Origin of the sequence: Caballeronia sp. LZ065, assembly GCF_031450975.1 — a bacterium.
GTDB lineage: Bacteria > Pseudomonadota > Gammaproteobacteria > Burkholderiales > Burkholderiaceae > Caballeronia.
The window spans coordinates 2,360,591-2,382,999 of the sequence record NZ_JARUXV010000001.1 but is presented as its reverse complement, the minus strand read 5'-3'; the positions used below and the strand labels follow the sequence as shown (position 1 = coordinate 2,382,999).

19 protein-coding genes and 1 tRNA gene are annotated in these 22,409 nt (G+C 63.7%); 15 read left to right on the top strand and 5 right to left on the bottom strand.

Annotation, left to right across the window (positions count from 1 at the left end; all coding sequences use genetic code 11):
* The first annotated feature begins 150 nt into the window (after positions 1-150).
* The 3 genes from QCE63_RS10940 to QCE63_RS10930 all read left to right on the top strand — a co-directional run bounded on the left by QCE63_RS10940 (position 151) and on the right by QCE63_RS10930 (position 2,820).
* A complete protein-coding gene (locus QCE63_RS10940; protein ID WP_309832839.1) occupies positions 151-1,215 on the top strand; it encodes a glycosyltransferase family 4 protein in 1,065 nt (354 codons plus the stop codon).
* 230 nt (positions 1,216-1,445) lie between these two features.
* Positions 1,446-2,276: a hypothetical protein gene (locus tag QCE63_RS10935; RefSeq protein ID WP_309832838.1), complete on the top strand. Its 831-nt coding sequence runs from the start codon at positions 1,446-1,448 to the stop codon at positions 2,274-2,276.
* Positions 2,277-2,337: 61 nt separating this feature from the next.
* Entirely contained in the window at positions 2,338-2,820 is a 483-nt protein-coding gene (locus QCE63_RS10930; protein ID WP_309832837.1) for a DUF2214 family protein, read from the top strand.
* 87 nt (positions 2,821-2,907) lie between these two features.
* Here QCE63_RS10930 and QCE63_RS10925 read toward each other — a convergent pair.
* From QCE63_RS10925 to QCE63_RS10910, 4 genes are all read right to left on the bottom strand, one after another.
* Positions 2,908-2,982, bottom strand: a tRNA-Val gene (locus QCE63_RS10925).
* A 69-nt stretch (positions 2,983-3,051) separates the two neighbouring features.
* Positions 3,052-3,795, bottom strand: a complete 744-nt coding sequence (gene dnaQ / locus QCE63_RS10920; RefSeq protein WP_309832835.1) for a DNA polymerase III subunit epsilon — start codon at positions 3,793-3,795, stop codon at positions 3,052-3,054.
* A gap of 34 nt (positions 3,796-3,829) precedes the next feature.
* Complete coding sequence (rnhA, locus tag QCE63_RS10915; protein WP_309832834.1) at positions 3,830-4,291, bottom strand: ribonuclease HI; 462 nt, start codon at positions 4,289-4,291, stop codon at positions 3,830-3,832.
* Positions 4,291-5,124 carry a class I SAM-dependent methyltransferase gene (locus tag QCE63_RS10910; protein WP_309832833.1) on the bottom strand — a complete coding sequence of 278 codons (834 nt, stop codon included), beginning with the start codon at positions 5,122-5,124 and terminating at the stop codon, positions 4,291-4,293. Before QCE63_RS10910 ends, rnhA begins: the two co-directional genes overlap by 1 nt.
* A gap of 18 nt (positions 5,125-5,142) precedes the next feature.
* On the opposite strand from QCE63_RS10910, the gene gloB reads away from it, so the two are divergent.
* From gloB to QCE63_RS10875, 7 genes are all read left to right on the top strand, one after another.
* Entirely contained in the window at positions 5,143-5,997 is an 855-nt protein-coding gene (gene gloB / locus QCE63_RS10905) for a hydroxyacylglutathione hydrolase (RefSeq protein ID WP_309832832.1), read from the top strand.
* A 160-nt stretch (positions 5,998-6,157) separates the two neighbouring features.
* Positions 6,158-7,798 carry a transglycosylase SLT domain-containing protein gene (locus QCE63_RS10900; protein ID WP_309832831.1) on the top strand — a complete coding sequence of 547 codons (1,641 nt, stop codon included), beginning with the start codon at positions 6,158-6,160 and terminating at the stop codon, positions 7,796-7,798.
* A 116-nt stretch (positions 7,799-7,914) separates the two neighbouring features.
* Complete coding sequence (locus QCE63_RS10895; RefSeq protein ID WP_309832830.1) at positions 7,915-9,165, top strand: MFS transporter; 1,251 nt, start codon at positions 7,915-7,917, stop codon at positions 9,163-9,165.
* 351 nt (positions 9,166-9,516) lie between these two features.
* On the top strand, positions 9,517-10,659 hold the full coding sequence (gene carA, locus QCE63_RS10890) for a glutamine-hydrolyzing carbamoyl-phosphate synthase small subunit (protein WP_309832829.1): 1,143 nt from the start codon (positions 9,517-9,519) through the stop codon (positions 10,657-10,659).
* 21 nt (positions 10,660-10,680) lie between these two features.
* Entirely contained in the window at positions 10,681-13,935 is a 3,255-nt protein-coding gene (gene carB / locus QCE63_RS10885; RefSeq protein ID WP_309832826.1) for a carbamoyl-phosphate synthase large subunit, read from the top strand.
* A gap of 116 nt (positions 13,936-14,051) precedes the next feature.
* Positions 14,052-14,528: a transcription elongation factor GreA gene (gene greA, locus QCE63_RS10880; RefSeq protein ID WP_309832824.1), complete on the top strand. Its 477-nt coding sequence runs from the start codon at positions 14,052-14,054 to the stop codon at positions 14,526-14,528.
* Positions 14,528-15,043, top strand: a complete 516-nt coding sequence (locus tag QCE63_RS10875; RefSeq protein WP_309809065.1) for a DUF4149 domain-containing protein — start codon at positions 14,528-14,530, stop codon at positions 15,041-15,043. Before greA ends, QCE63_RS10875 begins: the two co-directional genes overlap by 1 nt.
* Positions 15,044-15,107: 64 nt before the next feature.
* On the opposite strand, the gene QCE63_RS10870 is transcribed toward QCE63_RS10875, so the two are convergent.
* Positions 15,108-15,647, bottom strand: a complete 540-nt coding sequence (locus tag QCE63_RS10870; protein WP_309832820.1) for a YhbY family RNA-binding protein — start codon at positions 15,645-15,647, stop codon at positions 15,108-15,110.
* Positions 15,648-15,934: 287 nt separating this feature from the next.
* Here QCE63_RS10870 and QCE63_RS10865 point away from each other — a divergent pair, with 287 nt between their 5' ends.
* The 5 genes from QCE63_RS10865 to pstS all read left to right on the top strand — a co-directional run bounded on the left by QCE63_RS10865 (position 15,935) and on the right by pstS (position 22,398).
* Positions 15,935-16,597, top strand: coding sequence for an RlmE family RNA methyltransferase (locus QCE63_RS10865; protein WP_309833772.1), 663 nt, complete (start codon positions 15,935-15,937; stop codon positions 16,595-16,597).
* Positions 16,598-16,783: 186 nt separating this feature from the next.
* Positions 16,784-18,670, top strand: coding sequence for an ATP-dependent zinc metalloprotease FtsH (gene ftsH / locus QCE63_RS10860; RefSeq protein ID WP_309832819.1), 1,887 nt, complete (start codon positions 16,784-16,786; stop codon positions 18,668-18,670).
* A 194-nt stretch (positions 18,671-18,864) separates the two neighbouring features.
* Positions 18,865-19,665, top strand: coding sequence for a dihydropteroate synthase (gene folP, locus QCE63_RS10855; protein WP_309833771.1), 801 nt, complete (start codon positions 18,865-18,867; stop codon positions 19,663-19,665).
* Between the two features lie 119 nt (positions 19,666-19,784).
* Positions 19,785-21,146: a phosphoglucosamine mutase gene (gene glmM, locus QCE63_RS10850; protein ID WP_309832817.1), complete on the top strand. Its 1,362-nt coding sequence runs from the start codon at positions 19,785-19,787 to the stop codon at positions 21,144-21,146.
* 220 nt (positions 21,147-21,366) lie between these two features.
* Positions 21,367-22,398: a phosphate ABC transporter substrate-binding protein PstS gene (gene pstS, locus QCE63_RS10845; RefSeq protein WP_309832816.1), complete on the top strand. Its 1,032-nt coding sequence runs from the start codon at positions 21,367-21,369 to the stop codon at positions 22,396-22,398.
* Positions 22,399-22,409: the final 11 nt, after the last annotated feature.

Sequence of the window (22,409 nt, the reverse complement as noted above, 5' to 3'; positions counted from 1 at the left end):
CAGTGAACAGCGACCCCGCTTCTTCACTCGAGCATCAGCCTTTGCGCCGCGGCCAACGCCGCGGAAAGCTTCGCCCGAGCCGAGCGATTCGCTACCGACGTCAAAACGACTGTAGTTCTTAGCCTGACCTTTCATTAGGAGTTTCACGACATGCGAATCGCTCAAATCGCGCCCCTCCACGAAGCTGTTCCGCCGAAGCTGTATGGCGGCACGGAGCGCGTGGTGTCTTACCTGACTGAGGCACTCGTGGAGGCTGGACACGATGTCACCCTCTTCGCGAGCGGTGATTCGCAGACGTCCGCCAAGCTCGAAGCATTCTGGCCGCAAGCGCTGCGCCTCGACCCGACCATCCGCGACGTGATGGCCCCGCACATGCTGCTGCTCGAGGAAGTGTGCCGCCGCGCCGAAGAATTCGACGTGCTGCATTTCCATATCGACTACTACCCGTTCTCGCTGTTCGCGCGCCAGCCGGTGCCGTTCCTGACGACCATGCACGGCCGTCTCGACCTGCCCGAACTGCAGCCGATCTTCAACACGTTCAAGGACGTGCCGGTCATCTCGATTTCGGACAATCAGCGCCAGCCGCTGCAACAGGCCAACTGGCTGTCGACCGTGTATCACGGTCTGCCCGAAAACGTGCTCACGCCGATCCCCAACGTGGAGCCGGGCTACCTCGCGTTCCTCGGCCGCGTCTCGCCGGAGAAGGGCCTCGACCGCGCGATCCGCATCGCTGGGCAGGCAGGCATGAAGCTCAAGGTCGCCGCCAAGATCGACAAGGCTGACCGCGCCTATTACGAAGAAACGATCAAGCCGCTGATGGCGCTCCCGCATGTCGAGTACATCGGCGAAATCGGCGAAGCCGAAAAGCGTGAGTTCCTCGGCAACGCGCATGCGCTGGTCTTCCCGATCGACTGGCCGGAGCCCTTCGGTCTGGTGATGATCGAAGCCATGGCCTGCGGCACGCCGGTGATCGCATTCAATCGCGGTTCGGTGCCGGAAGTGATCGAGAACGGCGTGTCGGGCTTCGTCGTGGAAGACGAACTGAGCGCGATCGCCGCGGTGAAGCGTCTCGACACGCTGCCGCGCGAGAAAGTCCGCGCCGCGTTCGAAGCGCGCTTCTCGTCGAAGGTGATGGCGGTGAACTACGTCAGCGTGTACGAAGAGATGCTGCGTCAGAAGCGTCGCACGGTGCTGCGCGAAGTCAACGCGAGCTAAGCGAGCGCCGCCCGGTGCGGCGCTGGATGCAAAAAAACGCCCCGCGCGCCTCAAGGCACGCGGGGCGTTGTCGTAATCAGACACAGTCGGGAGTGTGTGGCAACGTTCTTGGAGCGCCAGACCGCGCTACGCTCGTGGAAACCTCTGACGAGATCCGTAATCTCCCTATAATGGCCCGGACTTCGCAATGCGCGGAGTCGCCAAGCATCGTAAGTGGACAGGAGTTTCTTTTGGCGAGAACCAGGCAAACCAGCGCGAGCCCCGCACCCGGCGCCGGCACGGTCTTCGCACTGCGCGCCATCGGATTGGTACTGGCGGCGCGCTGGGCATTATCGATGTCGCAGATGGGCTATCTCTCCTCGCTGCGCGCCATGACCTTGTCGCCGTGGGCGTGCGTGAACGTCGTGCTGATCTTCCTGCTGGTCGTGCTGCCCGGCGCGAAGGCGCGTCTCGAGCGGCCGCTCCATCCGTTGCCGCAATGGCTGCGGCAGGCGCTGCGTCTGCTCGCGCTCCTGACCTTCGGTTTCGCGATGTTTTCGGTCGGCGCATTCATCTGGGCGTCCGGCGGGCACCGCTTCATGCATGCGCTCACGGAGACGAACGGCTGGCTGCTGGTCGGCCCCGCGCTCTATGCTGTCGTCATGTGGATCTGCCGTCCGCGTGCGCTCTGGCGCACCAATATCGCGGCGCGCCGCTTTGCCATCGGCCGTTACGCCATTTCGCTCGATCCCGTCACCCGCACCGCCATCGTCTGGGCAGAAAGCCGCAAGCTCGGCCAGTACGATGCCCGCGAACTCTCCGTCAAGTGGACCGAGCCGCCCGAACGCGCCACGCCCTCGACAAGCCTGCTCACGCCCGCTACCCAGCCCGCCACGCCCGTTGTCCAGGCGCGCGGCGAGGTGCGGCGCGCCTTGTTCGCGCGGCGCGCCAGAGTTGAATTGCTGTGGGATTCGCCGGCCGCGGCAGGGCACAATCGCACGACGGTGTTTCGCGCGCCGATCGCCGGCGAGAGCGACCGCCAGGCCGCGCGCTCGCTCGATACGACGTTGCGCCAGATCTGACGCGCACCGTCTCGCCGCAAGGACACGTCTTTCGTCTTGTTCGCTGCAATGGGAGGAAAGCATGCTGATACGCTGGATGCTGGCCGCGCTTCATCTGCTGGGCTTCGGTTTCGCGCTCGGCTCCGTGCTCGCGCGTGCGCGTGCGTTGCGGCGGCTCGACGCCACGCAGTCCGTCCAGGCCAACGAACTCCGTCTGCGCGATGTATTCCGGTCCGACATGGTCTGGGGCATCACGGCGATCGTGCTGATCGTGACCGGCGTGATGCGTGCGTTCGGTGGTTTCGAGAAGGGCGCGGCCTACTATCTGCACGAGCCGCTCTTCCACTTGAAGATGACGGCGCTCGTCGTGATTTTGCTGATCGAAGTGTCGCCGATGCTCGCGCTGATTCGCTGGCGAGTGGCGCTGGCGCAGGGCGGGCCGATCGATCTCACGCGCGCGCGCCGTTTCGCGTGGATGAGCGATCTGGAAGCGGGATTGGTCATCGTGATGGTGATCGCGGCGAGCGGCATGGCGCGCGGGATCTGGGCGTCGTCGGGCGGATGAAACCGACGCGAAAATGAAAAAAGGCTCAGATCGTTAAACCTGAGCCTTTTTGATCTTCGGTGCTTGTCTTTACCAACACCAGAATCCTGGTGGGTAGTACTGGGATCGAACCAGTGACCCCTGCCGTGTGAAGGCAGTGCTCTACCGCTGAGCTAACCACCCGAAGAGAGACGAGATTATGTCAGGCGTTTTGAATCCCGTCTAGTCCCTCGTTAAGCAAATCCGAAAAAATCACGCAGCGACGGCATCGCCTTCCGCAGGTGTCGGCGCCGGCTCCGCGCGCCAGACGCTCGTCCCCTTGATGGCGCGATCGAGCTCGTTGAGCACGGCCTCATGCGCCGACTGTTCTTCCGCGCTCGCCGCGATCACCGGCAGGTCGAGATCATCGAAGGCCTCGCGCGGCGTCGCGGACGCGCCTGCCGCCGCCTGTTCGCCCAGCATGTCGATGACGAGGCTTTCCTGCCCGCGCGTCATCGCCAGATACACCTCCGCGAGCAGCTCGGAGTCGAGCAGCGCGCCGTGCAGCGTGCGATGCGCGTTGCTGATGCCGAAACGGTCGCACAGCGCATCGAGCGAATTGCGCTTGCCGGGGAACATCTGCTTGGCCTGCGCAAGCGAATCGATCACGCCGCCCACGGTGTCTTTCATCTTCGGCAAGCCGAGCAACCCGAACTCCACGTCGAGGAAGCCGACGTCGAAGGGGGCGTTATGAATGATCAACTCGGCGCCCGCGATGAAGTCGCGCAATTGCGCCGCGATCTCGGCGAACTTCGGCTTGTCGCTGAGGAACTCGGTCGTCAGGCCGTGCACCGCGAGCGCGCCGGGATCGCTGTCGCGTTCCGGATTCACGTAGAGGTGCAGGTTATTGCCGGTGAGCCGTCGATTGATGAGCTCGACGCAGCCGATTTCGATGATCCGGTCGCCGGTCCTCGCATTCAGGCCGGTCGTTTCGGTATCCAGTATCAGTTGGCGCATGGGATGTCTTGAATTCGGTGATTCGTGCTGCGGATTAGCTGTCGGCGAGCGAGGTCACGCCGCGATTGGCGAGCGCGTCGGCGCGTTCGTTTTCGGGATGGCCCGCGTGTCCCTTGACCCAGCGCCATTCGATGCGATGCTGCGCCACGAGCCCGTCCAGCCGCTTCCAGAGGTCGGCGTTCTTGACGGGCGTCTTCGCGGCGGTCATCCAGTTTTTCTTCTTCCAGCCGTGGATCCATTCGCTGATGCCTTTCTGGACATATTGCGAATCGGTATGGATCACGGCCTGGCATGGACGCTTCAGGGCTTCGAGCGCGGCAATCACCGCCATCAGCTCCATGCGGTTGTTGGTGGTCGCGGCTTCGCCGCCGAACAGTTCCTTCTCCAGCGTGCCGAAGCGCAGCAGGGCGCCCCAGCCGCCGGGGCCGGGATTGCCTTTGCAGGCGCCGTCCGTGTAGATGTCGATTACGGTGTTCGATGCAGATTCGTCAGTCATCAAGGCTCGATGGAAGTCTCATTGCGCGTATGCGGAGCGGCGACCGGCGCGAGGCCGGCTGCGAGCGCGGATTTTTTCAGCTTGCGCGGGCCGATCAGGCGCATGCCGCGCACGCGCTTCACGGCCGTGATCATGTACGCCGCGCCGAAGATGGGCCACCAGCGGTCGCCGGCGGGCTCCATGAATTGATAGCGTTGCAGCCACTTGTCGGTGACGAGCGGCGGACGATAGCAGCCGAAGCGGCCGCGTTCAAGGTCGAATCCGAGCAGCTTGATCCAGTCCTTGATGCGCGTGAACGCGATCATCTCGTGCGCCGACGGCACGAACGGCCGGCCCGCCACCTTGCCGAGCGATTGCCGCGCGCCCCACAGGCTCAGCGAATTGAAGCCGAGGATGATCAACTGGCCTTCCGGCAGCAGCACGCGTTCGGCTTCGCGCAGCAGCCGGTGCGGATCCGGCGAGAATTCCAGCGTGTGCGGCAGCACCAGCAAGTCGACGCTCTGCGCTTCGAACGGCAGGTCGAGCAGGTCGCACCAGACGGTGCTGCGGCCATCGGGCGCGCTGGCGGCGGGCAGGGCGCTGACGCCGGGCGTGGCGGCGCGCGGCGGGGTGAACGGCGCGCTGGATGCGCTTTCGGCGTCGAGCACGAGCGCGCGGCCGGTCATGCGGTTCTCGCGCAAGGCGTCGAGCTGCGGCATGCCGAGCTGCAGCGCGTGATAGCCGAAGATGTCGGACACCACGTGATCGAGCTGCGCCTGCTCCCAGTCGAGCACGTAGCGCCCGGGCGCAGAGCTCGTCCAGGTGGGCCAGTCTATAATCGCTCGGTCAGACATGTTCGGGTTGACGCATAGATGATCGCTATGGATTCGCTTGACGGAAGCTCGCCGGCTCAGAAGCCGAATCAGGAAGCACTGGAATACGTGCCGGTGCCGGCGTTCGAGGACAACTACATCTGGCTCGTCTCGGACGGCCGCGATGCAGTGGTGGTCGACCCCGGCGACGCCGCGCCCGTCGAGGCGTATCTCGCCAAACGCGGCTGGCGGCTGACCGCTATTTTACTCACGCACCATCATCAGGACCATGTCGGCGGTGTGAAAGCGCTGCTCGATCACCGAACGGCCGAGGGCGGCGTTCCGGTCTACGGCCCGGCCAGCGAGCGCATCGAGCATCTGACACAGCGCCTCTCGGGCGGCGACCAGGTGAACATCGCACACCCCGCGCTCGCGTTCTCCGTCATCGACGTACCAGGCCATACGGCCGGCCACATCGCCTATTTCCAGGCGGCCGATCCGCGCGGCACATCCCATCTGTTCTGCGGCGACACGCTGTTCGCCAGCGGCTGCGGTCGCCTGTTCGAGGGCACGCCGCAGCAGATGCTCGCCTCGCTCGATTCACTCGCCGCCCTGCCGGACACCACCCTGGTGCACTGCGCGCATGAGTACACGCTGTCCAATATCCGCTTTGCGCGCGCGGTCGAGCCGGACAACGACGCCCTTGCGCGCTGGGACGCCGCCGCGCAGGCCTTGCGTGTCTCCGGCAAGCCGACGCTGCCTACCACCATCGCTCATGAGAAGGCAGTGAATCCGTTTTTGCGCGCAGACGTCCCGGCCATTCACACGCGTCTGGAAGCGCAATTCGGCGCGCCGGTGGCCGACCGGCTGGCGGCTTTTCGCATGATGCGCGGCTGGAAGGATAAGTTCCGCTGAGCCGGATTTTTCGGGGCGACTTAATCCGAAACGTTGGAAACGCCAGTAGATCGCGGATTTTGCAGGGCTTTCGCGTGCGTTTTTATTGACGTCCTTGGTGTGGTTCCGTACCATCGGCTGCAAATTTCCAAGCCTCATCCTTTGGAAGCCGAGACGTTCCATGCGACTAATTCTTAGCGCGCTGTCCGTCCTGATGCTCGCCGCGTGCGCGAGCCAAGGGCCGACGGCGTCTGATCCTCTTGTCAACACACCTGCCACAGCTTCCGAGCAACAGCAGCAGAAAGTAGCCGATACCATCCGTCGCACTGCGGCCGCCAAGGAAACCATCGACGTCGACAAGACCCCGGTCACCTCACTGGTGGGTTCCGCCGATCTCTGGAGCCGCATCCGCGCGGGCTTCCAGATTCCCGATCTGCAGAGCGACCTGGTCGACATGCAGGTCAACTGGTACGCGCAGCGCCCGGACTACGTCGAGCGCATGACGGGGCGCTCGCAGAAATACCTGTATCACATCGTCGAGGAGCTCGAGCAGCGGCACATGCCGACCGAGCTGGCGCTGCTGCCGTTCATCGAATCGGCGTTCAATCCACAGGCGCTGTCGGTGGCGAAGGCCGCCGGCATGTGGCAGTTCGTGCCGGGCACCGGCCGCGACTACAACCTCAAGCAGAACATGTGGCAGGACGAGCGCCGCGACGTGCTGGCCTCGACCAGCGCCGCGCTCGACTATCTCTCGCGTCTGCACGACATGTTCGGCGACTGGCATCTCGCGCTCGCCGCGTACAACTGGGGTGAGGGCAACGTCCAGCGCGCGATCGCGCGGAACGAGGCCGCGGGCCTGCCGACCGACTATGAAAGTCTGCGCATGCCCAACGAGACCCGGAACTACGTGCCGAAGCTGCAGGCGGTGAAGAACATCGTCAGCAATCCGCAGATGTACGGGCTCACGCTGCCGGACATTCCGAATCACCCGTACTTCGTGACGGTCACCACCGCGCGCGACATCGACGTGACGATGGCCGCGAAGCTCGCCAGCATGAGCGTCGAGGAGTTCCGCTCGCTCAATCCGTCGTTTGCGAAGCCGGTGATTCTCGGCGCGACCAACCCGCAGATCCTGCTGCCGTTCGACAACGCCGCTTCGTTCCAGCGTAATCTGACGTCGTATTCGGGGCCCTTGTCGTCGTGGACCACGTACACCGTGACGGAGCGGGCGCGTCCGACGGCAATCGCCGAGAAGATCGGCGTGGACGCGGAGACGCTGATGTCGGTCAACCGCATTCCGGCGGGCATGCGCCTGAAGCCGGGCTCGACGATCGTCGTCCCGCGCACCGATGACGACGACGAAGACATCAGCGCCGACGTCGCCGCGAACGCGACGCTGGCCGTCGAGCGCGATGTGCCCGACACGCGCCGGCTCGTGATCCGCGTGCGCCGCAAGCAGTCTGTGTCGACGCTGGCCGATCGCTACGACGTCTCCACCTCGCAGGTGAAGTCGTGGAACCGCACGCGCGGCGACATGTTCATGCCGGGGCAAGTGGTCGTGTTGCACGTGCCGTATGGCCGTCCGGTGCCGGCCGAGCCGGGTCCGGTGCGGGTCGAAACGGTGGCGGCGTCGAGCCGTTCGTCGGGCGGGGTGTCGAAGATCGGCACGCGCGTGCCGGAAGCGAAGTCGCGCGGCAAGGCGCCTGCGCATGCGTCGGGCAAGGTGACCAAGGTGTCGGCGGCGCCCGCAGCCAAACCGGCCGCCGCGAAAACCACCGCCAAGCACGCTGCCGCGAGCACGAAAACCAGCAAGAAGAAGTAGCGTCGGACGCTGGTCGCCGGGGCGCTATCCCACGCCGTCACCAAGGTGACGGCGTTTTCTTTTGCCGGCCCCGATTAAACTGGCGGTCCAGAAGAATCAGGAAATACCCGTTCCACATGCTGTCCTCCGTTCGTCTCCGCGTCTTCTTCCTGTTTGCCGCCGGCTATTTCGTCTCGTATGTGTTCCGCGGCGTCAATCTCGGCTTCGCCCCGCTGATCACCCACGACCTGGGCCTTTCCGCCGCCGATCTCGGGTTGCTGACCTCGCTTTATTTCATCGGCTTTGCGGCTGCGCAGATTCCTGTCGGCGTGCTGCTCGATCACTTCGGGCCGCGCCGCGTCACGGCCGGCATGCTGGTGTTCGCGGCGGCGGGCATCGGCGTGTTCGGTGCGGCGCAGGGCATCGCCGGGCTGATGATCGGGCGGCTGTTGATTGGCGTCGGTGTGTCGGTGTGTTTGAGCGCGGCTTTCAAGGCGTCCGCGCAACACTTCGCGCTCGCCCGCCTGCCAATGGTGAACGGCTTCACGATGGCGGTCGGTGGCCTGGGCGGCGTCGTGGTCGGAGCGCCGCTGGCGTCGCTGCTGCACGTCGCGACGTGGCGGGAAGTGTGCTTCGGCTTGGTGGCGTTCACGCTTGTGGTCGCCGCGGCGATCCTGCTCGGTGCGCCAGCCAAGGCGGAAACCGACCCGCACCAGCGCGCCGACGTCATCACGCAGTTCCGGGGCACCTGGAGCATTCTGAAGAGCGGCGTGTTCTGGAAGCTCGCGTCGTTTTCGGTCGTCACGCAGGGCGTCTTCTTCGCGATGCAGTCGCTGTGGATCCGCCCCTTTCTGCTCGACGTGATGGACCTCGCGCCCGCCCATGCCGCGGCGTTGGTGTCGGTGCTGGGTCTCGCGATGATGCTCGGCTGTGTCGGATTCGGCGTGGCTGCGCGCGGCATGGAGCGGCGGGGCGTGTCGGTGTACGCGTTCTGCGGCACCGGCATGGTGCTGTACGTCGTCACGCAGATTCTGATGGTGCTGCGCGTGCCGCTGCCGCCGTCCGTCCTGCTCGCGGCGTACGGTTTTTTCGGCGGCACGGGCATCCTGAGCTACGCGGTCGCCGCGGAATATTTCGCGCCGCACCTGATCGGGCGAGTGCATACCACGCTCACGCTTGTGATCTTTCTGTTGATCTTCGGCTTTCAGGTGGGCGTCGGCGCGATGCTGTCGCTGTGGCACGCCAATGGCGGCCGCTATCCGGCGGCGGCGCACGTTACCGTGTGGATCGGGCTGATCGCGCTGCAGGTGGCGAGCGCGGTGTGGTACTTTCTGCCAGGCCGGACGATGCGCAAGGACGCCGCCGAGGCGCCTCAACCGCTCTCCTGACGGCGCTGGAGACATCCTGAATCTGGCGAAGATGGCCGTTCCACGCTATACTTCGAAGGTTTGAGCATTTCAACCCGCACCCTAGCGCCTACCTCCCATTCACCGTCGTTCGCTGCGCCAGCCAGCGCGCGCCGCACGCCGCCCTTCGCCTGCTTCGAAACCCCGCTTGCCGCGCGCGAGCGAGCCGGTCCAAGCCGCGATGCGCGCCTCGCGAGCCGCCGCCGTCACTGTGCGAAGGAAACCCGCGCGCCTTGAGCGCCTCGAGTAGCTTGAGTACCTCGGGCAGCGGGAAGCCAAGCCTGAATTTCGGACAGACAGGTCGGTAACAGGGTGTTCCCCAAGGAGCTTCCCGTGTTGCCGTCATTTTCCCCCGCACTTCTCGCACTTGCCGACGGCACGGTCTTTCGTGGTCAATCAATCGGCGCGCCCGGTTCGACGATCGGCGAAGTGGTCTTCAACACCGCCATCACCGGCTATCAGGAAATCCTCACGGATCCCAGCTACGCCCGCCAGATCGTCACGTTGACCTACCCGCACATCGGCAACTACGGCGTCAACGCCGAGGACGTCGAGGCCACCAAAGTCCATGCCGCCGGCCTCATCATTCGCGACCTGCCGGTGCTCGCCTCCAACTTCCGCTCCGAACAGACGCTCGCCGACTATCTGAAGGCGCAGGGCGTCGTCGCCATTTCGGGCATCGACACCCGCAAGCTCACGCGCATCCTGCGCGAGAAGGGCGCGCAGAACGGCTGCATTCTCGCCGGCAGCGATGACGAATCGAAGGCGCTCGGCCTCGCGCGCTCGTTCCCGGGTCTCGCGGGCATGGACCTCGCGAAGGTCGTGTCGACGGATAAGAGCTACGAATGGACCCAGACCGAATGGCGTCTCGGTAGCGGCTACGGCAAGCAGGAAGCGCCGAAGTTCCGCGTCGTCGCATTCGACTACGGCGTCAAGTACAACATCCTGCGCATGCTCGCCGAGCGCGGCTGCCATGTGACCGTGCTGCCGGCGCAGTCCACCGCGGCCGACGCGCTCGCGCTCAACCCGGACGGCATCTTCCTGTCGAACGGCCCCGGCGATCCGGAACCGTGCGACTACGCGATTGCCGCGACGCGCGAGTTCATCGCGAAGGGCATTCCCACCTTCGGCATCTGTCTCGGCCATCAGATCATGGGCCTCGCGGTCGGCGCGAAGACCATGAAGATGAAGACCGGCCATCATGGCGCGAATCATCCGGTGAAGGACATGGACGACGGCCGCGTGGTGATCACGTCGCAGAATCACGGCTTCGCAGTCGATGCCGCGACGCTCCCCGCCAACGCCAAGGTCACGCATGTCTCGCTGTTCGACGGCACGCTGCAGGGCTTCGCCCTCACCGACAAGCCCGCGTTCTGCTTCCAGGGCCATCCGGAAGCGTCGCCCGGCCCGCATGACATCGCGTATCTGTTCGACCGCTTCATCAAGCTGATGGAGTCGACGAAGGTCACCGCATAAAGAACATCACAGAGCACAGTTATGCCGAAGCGCACAGACATCAAGAGCATTCTCATCATCGGCGCGGGCCCGATCATCATCGGCCAGGCGTGCGAGTTCGACTATTCGGGCGCGCAGGCCTGCAAGGCGCTGCGGGAAGAGGGCTACAAGGTCATTCTCGTCAACAGCAATCCTGCGACGATCATGACCGACCCCAACACGGCCGACGTCACCTACATCGAGCCCATCACGTGGGAAGTGGTCGAGCGCATCATCGCGAAGGAACGTCCTGACGCAATCCTGCCGACCATGGGCGGACAGACCGCGCTCAACTGCGCGCTGGACCTGTTCCATCACGGCGTGCTGGAAAAGTACAAGGTCGAACTGATCGGCGCGTCGCCGGAAGCGATCGACAAGGCGGAAGACCGTCAGAAGTTCAAGGAAGCGATGACCAAGATCGGCCTCGGGTCGGCCAAGTCGGGCATCGCGCATTCGATGGAAGAAGCGCTCACCGTGCAAGCGCAGATCGCCGAGGCCACGGGCAGCGGCGGTTATCCCACGGTGATCCGTCCGTCGTTCACGCTGGGCGGCTCGGGCGGCGGCATTGCGTACAACAAGGAAGAGTTCGAGGAAATCTGCCGTCGCGGTCTCGATCTCTCGCCGACGCGCGAACTGCTGATCGAAGAGTCGCTGCTGGGCTGGAAAGAGTACGAGATGGAAGTGGTTCGCGACCGCGCGGACAACTGCATCATCGTCTGCTCGATCGAAAACCTCGACCCGATGGGCGTGCATACCGGCGACTCCATCACCGTCGCGCCCGCGCAGACGCTCACGGACAAAGAGTATCAAGTGCTGCGTAACGCGTCGCTCGCGGTGCTGCGCGAGATTGGCGTGGATACGGGCGGCTCGAACGTGCAGTTCGCGATCAACCCGAAGGATGGCCGCATGGTCGTCATCGAGATGAATCCGCGCGTGTCGCGTTCGTCGGCGCTGGCGTCCAAGGCTACGGGCTTCCCGATCGCCAAGGTCGCCGCGAAGCTCGCGTGCGGCTACACGCTCGACGAGTTGAAGAACGAAATCACCGGCGGCCAGACGCCGGCCTCGTTCGAACCGACCATCGACTATGTCGTGACGAAGGTGCCGCGCTTCGCGTTCGAGAAATTCCGTGAAGCGGACTCGCGCCTGACGACGCAGATGAAGTCGGTCGGCGAAGTGATGGCGATGGGCCGCACGTTCCAGGAATCGTTCCAGAAAGCCCTGCGCGGTCTGGAAGTGGGCGTCGATGGTCTCGATGAAAAGACCACGAGCCGCGACGAAGTAATTCGCGAGATCGGCGAACCGGGCCCGGACCGCATCTGGTATCTCGGCGACGCGTTCCGTCTCGGCCTGACGACGGAAGAGATCTTCGAAGAGACGTCCATCGACCCGTGGTTCCTCGCGCAGATCGAACAGATCATCCTGAAGGAGAAGGCGCTCGAAGGCCGCACGCTCGAGAGCCTCACGAAGGACGAACTGCTGTACCTGAAGAAGAGCGGCTTCTCGGACCGGCGTCTGGCGAAGCTCACCGGCTCTGATCAAACCGACGTGCGCAAGAAGCGTCACGAAATGAAAGTGCGTCCGGTCTACAAGCGCGTGGACACGTGCGCGGCCGAGTTCGCGACCAAGACCGCCTACATGTACTCGACCTACGAGGAAGAGTGCGAAGCGAATCCGACGGACAAGAAAAAGATCATGGTGCTGGGCGGCGGCCCGAACCGGATCGGCCAGGGCATTGAGTTCGACTATTGCTGCGTGCACGCCGCGCTCGCGATGCGCGAGGACGGCTATGAAACCATCATGGTCAACTGCAATCCGGAAACCGTTTCGACCGACTACGACACGTCCGACCGCCTGTACTTCGAATCGCTGACGCTCGAAGACGTGCTCGAAATCGTCGACCTGGAAAAGCCGGTCGGCGTGATCGTGCAGTACGGCGGCCAGACGCCGCTCAAGCTCGCACTCGATCTCGAAGCGAACGGTGTGCCGATCATCGGTACGTCGCCGGACATGATCGACGCAGCCGAAGACCGCGAACGCTTCCAGAAGCTGCTGCAGGATCTCGAGCTGCGCCAGCCGCCCAACCGCACCGCGCGCGCTGAAGACGAAGCGCTCAAGCTGGCCGAGGAAATCGGCTATCCGCTGGTGGTGCGTCCGTCGTATGTGCTCGGCGGCCGCGCGATGGAAATCGTCCACGAGCCGCGCGACCTCGAACGCTATATGCGTGAGGCCGTGAAGGTGTCGAACGATTCGCCGGTGCTGCTCGACCGCTTTCTGAACGACGCGATCGAATGCGACGTCGACTGCATCTCCGACGGCGACGACGTGTTCATCGGCGGCGTGATGGAGCACATCGAGCAGGCGGGCGTGCACTCGGGCGACTCGGCGTGTTCGCTGCCGCCGTACTCGCTGTCGAAGGAAACCGTCGACGAGCTCAAGCGGCAAACCGCCGCCATGGCAAAGGCGTTGAATGTGATCGGCCTGATGAACGTGCAGTTCGCCATCCAGCAAGTGCCGCAGGAAGATGGCTCGAAGCAGGACATCATCTACGTGCTGGAAGTGAATCCGCGCGCATCGCGCACGGTGCCGTATGTGTCGAAGGCCACGGGCTTGCCGCTCGCGAAGATCGCCGCGCGCGCGATGGTCGGTCAGAAGCTGAAGCAGCAAGGCGTGACGAAGGAAGTCATTCCGCCGTACTTCAGCGTGAAGGAAGCCGTGTTCCCGTTCGTCAAATTCCCGGCGGTCGATCCGGTGCTCGGACCGGAAATGCGCTCGACCGGTGAAGTGATGGGCGTGGGCCGCACGTTCGGCGAAGCGCTCTTCAAGTCGCAGCTTGCAGCGGGTTCGCGTCTGCCGGAATCCGGCACGGTGCTGCTGACGGTGATGGACGCCGACAAGCCGAAGGCCGTCGAAGTCGCGCAGATGCTGCACGAACTCGGCTATCCGATCGTTGCGACCAAGGGCACGGCCGCGGCGATTGCTGCGGCAGGCGTACCGGTGAAGGTCGTCAACAAGGTGAAGGACGGCCGTCCGCACATCGTCGACATGATCAAGAACGGTGAAATCGCGCTGGTTTTCACTACCGTCGACGAAACGCGCGCGGCTATCGCCGACTCGCGGTCCATCCGCATGAGCGCGCAGGCCAACAAGGTCACTTACTACACGACCATGTCGGGTGCGCGGGCCGCGGTGGAAGGTTTGCGTTACCTCCGCGATTTGGAAGTCTATGATTTACAAGGTCTGCATGCTCGCCTAAACTAAGGCTTCGATTACAGGTCCAAGCCTCACGAGCCGCGGTTAAGCGGTGTCCTCCCGCCAAGGGGGATGCGCTTAACCGCGGTAATTTTTTTACGGCTGTTTTTGTTTGTGGGTTGTTTATGAGCACGATTCCTTTGACGAAGCGCGGCGCGGAGCTGCTGCGCGACGAATTGCAACGCCTGAAGGCTGTCGAGCGCCCGGCAGTCATCAACGCAATCGCCGAAGCGCGCGCGCAAGGCGATCTGTCGGAAAACGCGGAATACGATGCCGCGAAAGAAAAGCAAGGCTTCATCGAGGGCCGCATCGCGGACCTGGAGTCGAAGCTTGCCGCGGCGCAAGTAATTGATCCGACGCAAGTGGAAGCCGAAGGCCGCGTGGTCTTTGGCGCGACCGTCGAACTGGAAGATCTGGCGTCGGGCGATACGGTCACGTATCAGATCGTCGGCGACGACGAAGCCGATCTCGATCATGGTCTCATCTCGGTCAGTTCGCCGATTGCGCGCGCACTGATCTCGAAGTCCGAGGGCGATGTCGCGGCCGTGCAGGCGCCGAGCGGCGCGCGCGAATACGAAATCATCGCTGTGCGCTACGTCTGATGGCGCACCGGGTCTTTCGCCTCGTTTCCATGGTGTGGGTCGGCAGCTTGCTGACTCTCGGCCTCATTGCGGCGCCGGTCCTGTTCTCGATGCTGGATCGGACCGAGGCCGGCTCCGTGGCCGCGCAGCTGTTTCGCATCGAAGCGATCATCGGCGTGGTGAGCGCACTGGTGCTCATCCTGATCGGCAATCGCTATGTGAAGAGCGGCATCGTCGACTACAAGCGCGTGCGCTGGATTGTCGCGATGATGCTGCTGTGCGTGCTGATCGGCTATTTCGGCCTGCAGCCGTTCATGAACTCGCTGCGCATGGCCGCGCAAGAAGCCGGCACCGACCTCGCGAACTCGCCGTATGCCAAGCAGTTCGGCGTGCTGCACGGTATCTCCAGCGCGATCTATCTGATTGAATGCCTGTTCGGCATTGCGCTCGTCTGGCGCTTGCCGGGAGCAGCGCCGGTGGCCATCGTGCCGAAAAACAAGTCGGCGAAGATGGCCGCGAAACGCGCGCGGAGCTGATTTCACTCACGCCCGCCGGGTTCGCGCGGCGCGTGTGCTTCAAGAGAAGCGCACGCGCCGTTCATCATTTCGACGATTGATGTTGACGCTTGGTGCTCGGCTGGCGCTTCTTCGCGCGCTTGACGTTGCCGCCCGCTGTCACGCGTTCGTTGCCCAGCACTTTCAGGGTTTGTTTCTTCGGCTTCTTGAAGGCCGGCGCGTCGCGCGAGATCTTCACCGCCTTGACGATGCGCGGCGCGCGACCCTTGGTTTCACGCTCGGCGGCTTCACCCGCGCTCGGCGGCATGGTGCTGCGGGTGCGGGTGACGCGGCTCTTCTTCGGCGCGGCGCCTTCGGGCCGCCAGACCACCAGCAGCTTGCCGATATGCTGGATCGGCGCGGCGTTCAGGCGATCGCAGATTTCGTCGTAGACCGCGACGCGTGCTTCGCGTTCGTCACCGAATACGCGCACCTTGATGAGCTGATGCGCCTCGAGGTGGACGTTGATTTCCTTGAGCACGGCATCGGTCAGACCCTCCGCGCCGACGAGCACGACGGGCTTGAGCGCATGGGCCTGGGAGCGCAGGTCGGAGCGCTCGGCGGGGGAGAGTGTCAGGGCTGGCATGAGAAAATAGGGACTCGACTAAAATGTGGGCGGCCGGGTAACACGTAGCGACACGTGCGCTGTTGCGACGATTCGACGCGACGCGTGACTGAGAACGCATGACGCGTGACGTCGCCCACCATAAAACAAAACAGGCCGGAAGCGGGGTTTTGGAACGCGCGAGCGCCCTAAGACCGGTCCGGCCAGCAAGCCGCGTATTATCCGCTAAAAGCATCACGCGATGCAGCAAAATACGCACCGGGCGTGCAGCGCGCTTTCGTCGCTGGCGCCACCTCACTTTCGTTTCAATGGCAAAGAACCGTTTCAATCAGTCGTGGCTGCACGACCACATCAACGATCCCTACGTGAAGATGGCGCAGCGGGAAGGTTATCGCGCGCGCGCCGCCTACAAGCTCAAGGAGATCGACGAACAGGACAAGCTCATCAAGCCGGGCATGGTGATCGTCGACCTGGGCTCGACGCCCGGCAGTTGGAGCCAGTACGCGCGCAACAAGTTGGCGCAAGGCTCGAAGCGCGACGCCGAGCGCCAGGGCGGCATCGACGGCACGATCATCGCACTCGACCTCCTGCCGATGGAGCCCATCTCCGACGTCACGTTCCTTCAAGGCGACTTCCGCGAGGACGATGTGCTCGCACAACTTGCTGAAATGGTCGGCGAGCGTCAGGTCGATCTTGTTATTTCAGACATGGCCCCCAACCTGTCTGGTGTTGCGAGCGCGGATGCGGCTCGCATCGAACATCTCTGCGATCTGGCGCTGGAGTTCTCCCAGAACCATCTGAAACCGGAAGGTGCGCTGTTGGTCAAATGTTTCCATGGCAGCGGCTATAGTCAGATTGTCGAGAAGTTCAAACACCAGTTCAAAGTGGTGGCGCCGCGCAAACCGAAGGCGTCTCGCGACAAATCGTCGGAGACATTCATCCTCGGGCGCCGGCTCAAGCATCCGGGCTGATCGGGCTCCTTAAACAAAATCGGCGAATAAGAGCGATATATTCGCCGATTATGCCGAAAACACTGCCCCTGCCGCTATTTATGCGGTAGTTAAACCTTATGGCAGGGGTTAGCGGTCTGGATTAGAATGCTTTGGTGGCGCCGCAAGGTTTATGTAGGCGCCCGTCTATGAGTGAGGAGTGGTGCTTTGAACAACAATATGTTCTCTAAGGCGGCAGTGTGGCTCGTGATCGCACTGGTGCTGTTCACGGTGTTCAAGCAGTTCGACAAGCCACGCGTGCAGGAAGGGGTGTCCTATTCGCAGTTCATGGACGACGCGAAAGCCGGCAAAGTCAAGAACGTCACCGTTCAGGGCCGCAATCTCACGGTGACTCCGGCAGATGGCCAGAAATACCAGATCGTGTCGCCGGGCGACATCTGGATGGTCGGCGATCTCATGAAATACGGCGTTCAGGTCAGCGGCAAGGCTGACGACGAACCCAACGCTCTCGTTTCCGCGCTGTACTACCTCGGGCCGACAATTCTCATCATCGGCTTCTGGTTCTACATGATGCGGCAGATGCAGGGGGGCGGCAAAGGCGGGGCGTTTTCATTCGGCAAGTCGCGAGCGCGGCTGATCGACGAGAACAACAACGCAATCAATTTCACCGACGTCGCGGGTTGCGACGAAGCCAAGGAAGAAGTGTCCGAGCTGGTGGATTTCCTGCGTGATCCGCAGAAATTCCAGAAGCTGGGCGGGCGCATTCCACGCGGCGTGCTGCTGGTCGGCCCTCCGGGTACCGGCAAGACGCTGCTGGCACGTGCCATCGCCGGCGAGGCGAAGGTGCCGTTCTTCAGCATTTCGGGTTCTGACTTCGTGGAAATGTTCGTCGGCGTGGGCGCGGCCCGGGTCCGCGACATGTTCGAGCAGGCCAAGAAGCATGCGCCGTGCATCGTGTTCATCGACGAAATCGACGCTGTCGGCCGTCATCGCGGCGCAGGCATGGGCGGCGGCAACGACGAACGCGAGCAGACGCTGAATCAGATGCTGGTTGAGATGGACGGGTTCGAGGCGAATTCGGGCGTCATCGTGATCGCCGCCACCAACCGTTCCGACGTGCTCGACAAGGCGCTGCTGCGCCCGGGCCGCTTCGACCGCCAGGTGTATGTCGGTCTGCCGGACATCCGTGGTCGCGAGCACATCATGAAGGTGCACCTGCGCAAGGTGCCGATCGCCAACGACGTCGACGCGTCGGTCATCGCGCGCGGCACGCCGGGCTTCTCGGGTGCGGATCTCGCGAATCTGGTGAACGAAGCCGCGCTGTTCGCGGCGCGTCGCGGCAAGCGCATCGTCGAGATGCAGGATTTCGAAGACGCGAAGGACAAGATCTTCATGGGTCCGGAGCGCAAGTCGGCTGTCATGCGTGAGGAAGAGCGTCGCAACACGGCGTATCACGAGTCGGGCCACGCCGTGGTGGCCAAGCTGCTGCCGCATGCCGACCCGGTTCACAAGGTCACGATCATGCCGCGCGGCTGGGCGCTGGGCGTCACTTGGCAGTTGCCCGAACATGACCGCGTGAACCTGTACCGCGACAAGATGCTGGAAGAAATCGCCATCCTGTTCGGCGGCCGCGCAGCCGAGGAAGTGTTCCTGAATTCGATGTCCACGGGCGCCTCCAACGACTTCGAACGCGCAACCAAAATGGCGCGTGACATGGTGACGCGCTACGGCATGTCGGATGTGCTCGGCACGATGGTCTACGTCGATACCGAGGAAAACGGCATGTTCGGCAAGATGGGCGCGAAGTCGGTGTCCGAGGCGACGCAGCAGAAGGTCGACGCGGAAATCCGCCGCATCCTCGACGAGCAATATGGGCTCGCCCGCAGGCTGCTCGAAGACAACCGCGAACGGGTCGAGGCCATGACGAAGGCGCTGCTCGAATGGGAAACCATCGACGCTGACCAGATCACCGACATCATGTCGGATCGTCCGCCGCGTCCGCCGAAGAATTTGCCGCCGCCGTCGGGCGACACGCCTCCGGGCGGCAGCAGCGGCACCGAGGTCAAGCCGGGCAACGCGCCGGCCACGGCCTGAGTTTCACGCTTCCGTTGATGGGCCGGTGTGCTTTGCACGCCGGCCCATTTTCAATTTCAGGGCACGGAATGCAGTCCTTTCCTTCGCCTGTTTTGTCCTGGCCACTCAGCTTGAGCAACCTGCACGCATCTTCACCGTCAGCCGAACCGCTGCAATGCGGCCGCTTCGTGCTGCGCTTCGAACGCCCGCTCGTCATGGGCATTCTCAACGTCACGCCGGATTCCTTCTCGGACGGCGGCCGCTTTCTGTCGCGTGAAGACGCGCTGGCCCGCGCCGAGAAAATGCTCGCCGATGGCGCCGACATGATCGACATCGGTGGCGAATCGACGCGGCCTGGCGCGCCGCCGGTGCCGCTCGACGAGGAACTCGAGCGCGTGGTGCCGATCGTCGAGGCCTTGCGCGCCGTCAACGTGCCGCTTTCCGTCGATACCTATAAGCCCGCCGTCATGCGCGCCGTGCTCGATGCCGGCGCGGACATGATCAACGACATCTGGGGCTTGCGTCAGGAAGGCGCGTTCGACGCCGTGAAGCACAGCGATTGCGGCCTGTGCGTGATGCACATGCTCGGCGAACCGCGCACGATGCAGGTCCACGAGCCGTTCTATCAGGACGTTGTCGCGGACGTGCGCGGCTTCTTCGAAGCGCGCCTGGCCGCGCTCGGCAACGCGGGCATCGCGGCTTCGCGTGTCGTGTTCGATCCCGGCTACGGTTTCGGCAAGACGGTGGCGCATAATTACGCGCTGCTCGCTCATCTGCGCGAAACATTGCCTTCCGCCACGAATGTTCCGCTGCTCGCCGGCATGTCGCGCAAGTCGATGCTGGGTGCCGTCACCGGCCGCGGCGCCGGCGAACGCGTCGCGGCGAGTATCGCGGCGGCCGTCTGCGCGGCGGAGCAGGGCGCGGCGATCATCCGGGTACACGACGTCGCTGAAACCGTCGATGCCCTCAAGGTCTGGCAGGCCACTCACGAGGCCGCGTCCGGCAGGCATGATTGACGGCGGGCTTCGAACGGCAAGGATCACGGTGCAGGCGCGCGCACCGGTTTAGAACGAACGTCAACACATCCGCGGGCCTATAACAGGCGCCCTATGTCCGCGAGGAGGGTCAAGCAACGATGGCACGTCAATATTTCGGCACGGACGGTGTGCGGGGGCGCGTAGGCGTGGCTCCGATCACGCCGGATTTCGTCCTCAAGCTCGGCTACGCAGCCGGCAAAGTGCTCGCCGGCGCAGATCGCGCTCATTCCAGGAAAGGCAATCGTCCTACGGTGCTGATCGGCAAGGACACGCGCGTCTCCGGCTACATGCTGGAAGCGGCGCTCGAATCGGGCTTCTCGGCCGCGGGCGTCGACGTGATGCTGGCCGGCCCGATGCCGACGCCCGGCGTCGCCTACCTGACGCGGGCGTTGCGGCTGTCGGCGGGCGTGGTGATCAGCGCATCGCACAATCCGTACAACGACAACGGCATCAAGTTCTTCTCGGCGGACGGCAACAAGCTGCCCGACGAAGTCGAGCTGCAAATCGAGCAACAGCTCGAACAACCGATGGAATGCGCGCCCTCCGAGCGTCTCGGCAAGGCACGGCGTCTGGACGACGCCGGCGGCCGCTACATCGAGTTCTGCAAGAGTACGTTTCCCGCGAACTTCGACTTGCGCGGACTCAGACTCGTCGTCGATTGCGCTCATGGCGCCGCCTATGATGTCGCGCCGCATGTCTTCCACGAACTCGGCGCGGAAGTGGTGTCGATCGGCGTGGCGCCGAACGGCTTCAACATCAACGATGGCGTCGGCGCCACCGCGCCCGACGCGCTCGTGCGCGCGGTGCTGGAGCACAAGGCCGATCTCGGCATTGCGCTGGACGGCGACGCTGACCGCCTGCAGATCGTCGATGCGACCGGCCGGCTCTACAACGGCGACGAACTGCTCTACGTGCTCGTCAAGGACCGCATCGCGACCGACGGCCAGGTGCAGGGCGCGGTCGGCACGCTGATGACCAACATGGCCGTCGAAGTCGCGCTGAAGGAGGCGGGCGTGCAGTTCGTGCGCGCCGCGGTGGGCGACCGCTACGTGCTCGAAAAGCTGCGCGAGAACGGCTGGCAACTGGGCGCCGAAGGCTCGGGCCACATCTTGTCGCTGGACCGTCATTCGACCGGCGACGGCATCGTCTCGGCGCTGCTGGTGCTGGCGGCGATCCAGCGCAGCGGCAAGTCGCTGGCCGAGTTGCTCGACGGCGTCAGTCTGTTCCCGCAAAAACTCATCAATGTGCGCATGAGCGCCGGCGCGGACTGGAAGAGCAGCGAGGCAATTCGTCGCGCAGTGGAGCAAGCCGAGCGTTCCCTCCAATCGCACGGGCGGGTGTTGATTCGCGCGTCCGGCACTGAACCGGTGCTGCGCGTGATGGTGGAAGCCGCCGCGCAACAGGACGCCGTTCAGCACGCGGAAACGATTGCTCAGGTGGTGAAGGAAGCGACTTCGTGAGCGTTTACTGAAATTTGTCACATTTCGCTAAAAGCGGGCGCATGCCCGCTTTTTTATTTGCGATCAATCATTTGACAAATCCGCCACCTGCCGACTTTCAACGCGTAAGCAGAATGACACGTTGCCTTCACGATTAGTCATATTACTGTCACGAACTCCTCCTATATTTCGCGGTGTCGTCTCTACGCACACGACACACGCTCACTACTGGAGATCAAGAATGAAATTGATGCACACCGCGCTGGCCGGACTGATTGGTGCACTCTTCGCCGTTTCTGCCCAAGCAGCCGACCTCACCGGCGCGGGTTCCACCTTCGCAGCCCCGATCTACACCAAGTGGGCGGATGCCTACCAGAAGTCCGGCGGCGGCAAGGTGAACTACCAGGGCATCGGCTCGTCGGGCGGGATCAAGCAGATCATCGCCAAGACGGTGGATTTCGCCGGTTCGGACGCTCCGCTGAAGGACGACGAACTGGCCAAGGACGGCCTGTTCCAGTTCCCGACGGTGGTGGGCGGCGTCGTGCCTGTGATCAACGTGCCGGGCATCAAGGCCGGTGAAGTCACGCTGTCGGGCCAGGTGCTCGGCGATATCTACCTCGGCAAGATCAAGAAGTGGAACGATCCGGCGATCGCTGCGCTGAACCCGAAGGCGAAGCTGCCGGATACGGACATCGCCGTGGTCCGCCGCGCCGATGGTTCGGGCACCAGCTTCATCTGGACGAACTACCTGTCGAAGGTCAACGCGGACTGGAAGTCGAAGGTCGGCGAAGGCTCGACGGTGAACTGGCCGACGGGTACGGGCGGCAAGGGCAATGACGGCGTCGCGGCCTTCGTGCAGCGTCTGCCGGGCGCGATCGGCTATGTGGAATGGGCCTACGCGAAGCAGAACAAGATGACCTACGTCGGCATGAAGAACTCGGCGGGCACGGTGGTCGAGCCGAAGACGGACACGTTCAAGGCCGCTGCTGCGGGCGCGGACTGGTCGAAGTCGTTCTACCAGATCCTGACGGATGAGCCGGGCAAGAACGCATGGCCGATCGTCGGCGCAACGTTCGTGCTGCTGCACGCCACGCAGGACAAACCGGCGCAAGGCACGGAAACGCTGAAGTTCTTCGACTGGGCGTTCAAGAACGGCGGTCAGGCTGCCAGCGACCTCGACTACATCTCGCTGCCGGATTCGGTCGTTGCCGAAATCAAGACGCAATGGAAGGCGAAGGTCAAGGACGCTTCGGGCAAGGCCGTCGCAGAGTAAGGCACTTGCCG

Bases quoted from the DNA above. Each gene is read 5' to 3' on its own strand.
- QCE63_RS10940 (WP_309832839.1), top strand. From the start codon at position 151: ATGCGAATCGCTCAAATCGCGCCCCTCCACGAAGCTGTTCCGCCGAAG.
- QCE63_RS10930 (WP_309832837.1), top strand. From the start codon at position 2,338: ATGCTGATACGCTGGATGCTGGCCGCGCTTCATCTGCTGGGCTTCGGT.
- dnaQ (WP_309832835.1), bottom strand. From the start codon at position 3,795: ATGCGCCAACTGATACTGGATACCGAAACGACCGGCCTGAATGCGAGG.
- rnhA (WP_309832834.1), bottom strand. From the start codon at position 4,291: ATGACTGACGAATCTGCATCGAACACCGTAATCGACATCTACACGGAC.
- QCE63_RS10910 (WP_309832833.1), bottom strand. From the start codon at position 5,124: ATGTCTGACCGAGCGATTATAGACTGGCCCACCTGGACGAGCTCTGCG.
- gloB (WP_309832832.1), top strand. From the start codon at position 5,143: ATGATCGCTATGGATTCGCTTGACGGAAGCTCGCCGGCTCAGAAGCCG.
- QCE63_RS10900 (WP_309832831.1), top strand. From the start codon at position 6,158: ATGCGACTAATTCTTAGCGCGCTGTCCGTCCTGATGCTCGCCGCGTGC.
- QCE63_RS10895 (WP_309832830.1), top strand. From the start codon at position 7,915: ATGCTGTCCTCCGTTCGTCTCCGCGTCTTCTTCCTGTTTGCCGCCGGC.
- carB (WP_309832826.1), top strand. From the start codon at position 10,681: ATGCCGAAGCGCACAGACATCAAGAGCATTCTCATCATCGGCGCGGGC.
- greA (WP_309832824.1), top strand. From the start codon at position 14,052: ATGAGCACGATTCCTTTGACGAAGCGCGGCGCGGAGCTGCTGCGCGAC.
- QCE63_RS10875 (WP_309809065.1), top strand. From the start codon at position 14,528: ATGGCGCACCGGGTCTTTCGCCTCGTTTCCATGGTGTGGGTCGGCAGC.
- QCE63_RS10870 (WP_309832820.1), bottom strand. From the start codon at position 15,647: ATGCCAGCCCTGACACTCTCCCCCGCCGAGCGCTCCGACCTGCGCTCC.
- QCE63_RS10865 (WP_309833772.1), top strand. From the start codon at position 15,935: ATGGCAAAGAACCGTTTCAATCAGTCGTGGCTGCACGACCACATCAAC.
- folP (WP_309833771.1), top strand. From the start codon at position 18,865: ATGGGCATTCTCAACGTCACGCCGGATTCCTTCTCGGACGGCGGCCGC.
- glmM (WP_309832817.1), top strand. From the start codon at position 19,785: ATGGCACGTCAATATTTCGGCACGGACGGTGTGCGGGGGCGCGTAGGC.
- pstS (WP_309832816.1), top strand. From the start codon at position 21,367: ATGAAATTGATGCACACCGCGCTGGCCGGACTGATTGGTGCACTCTTC.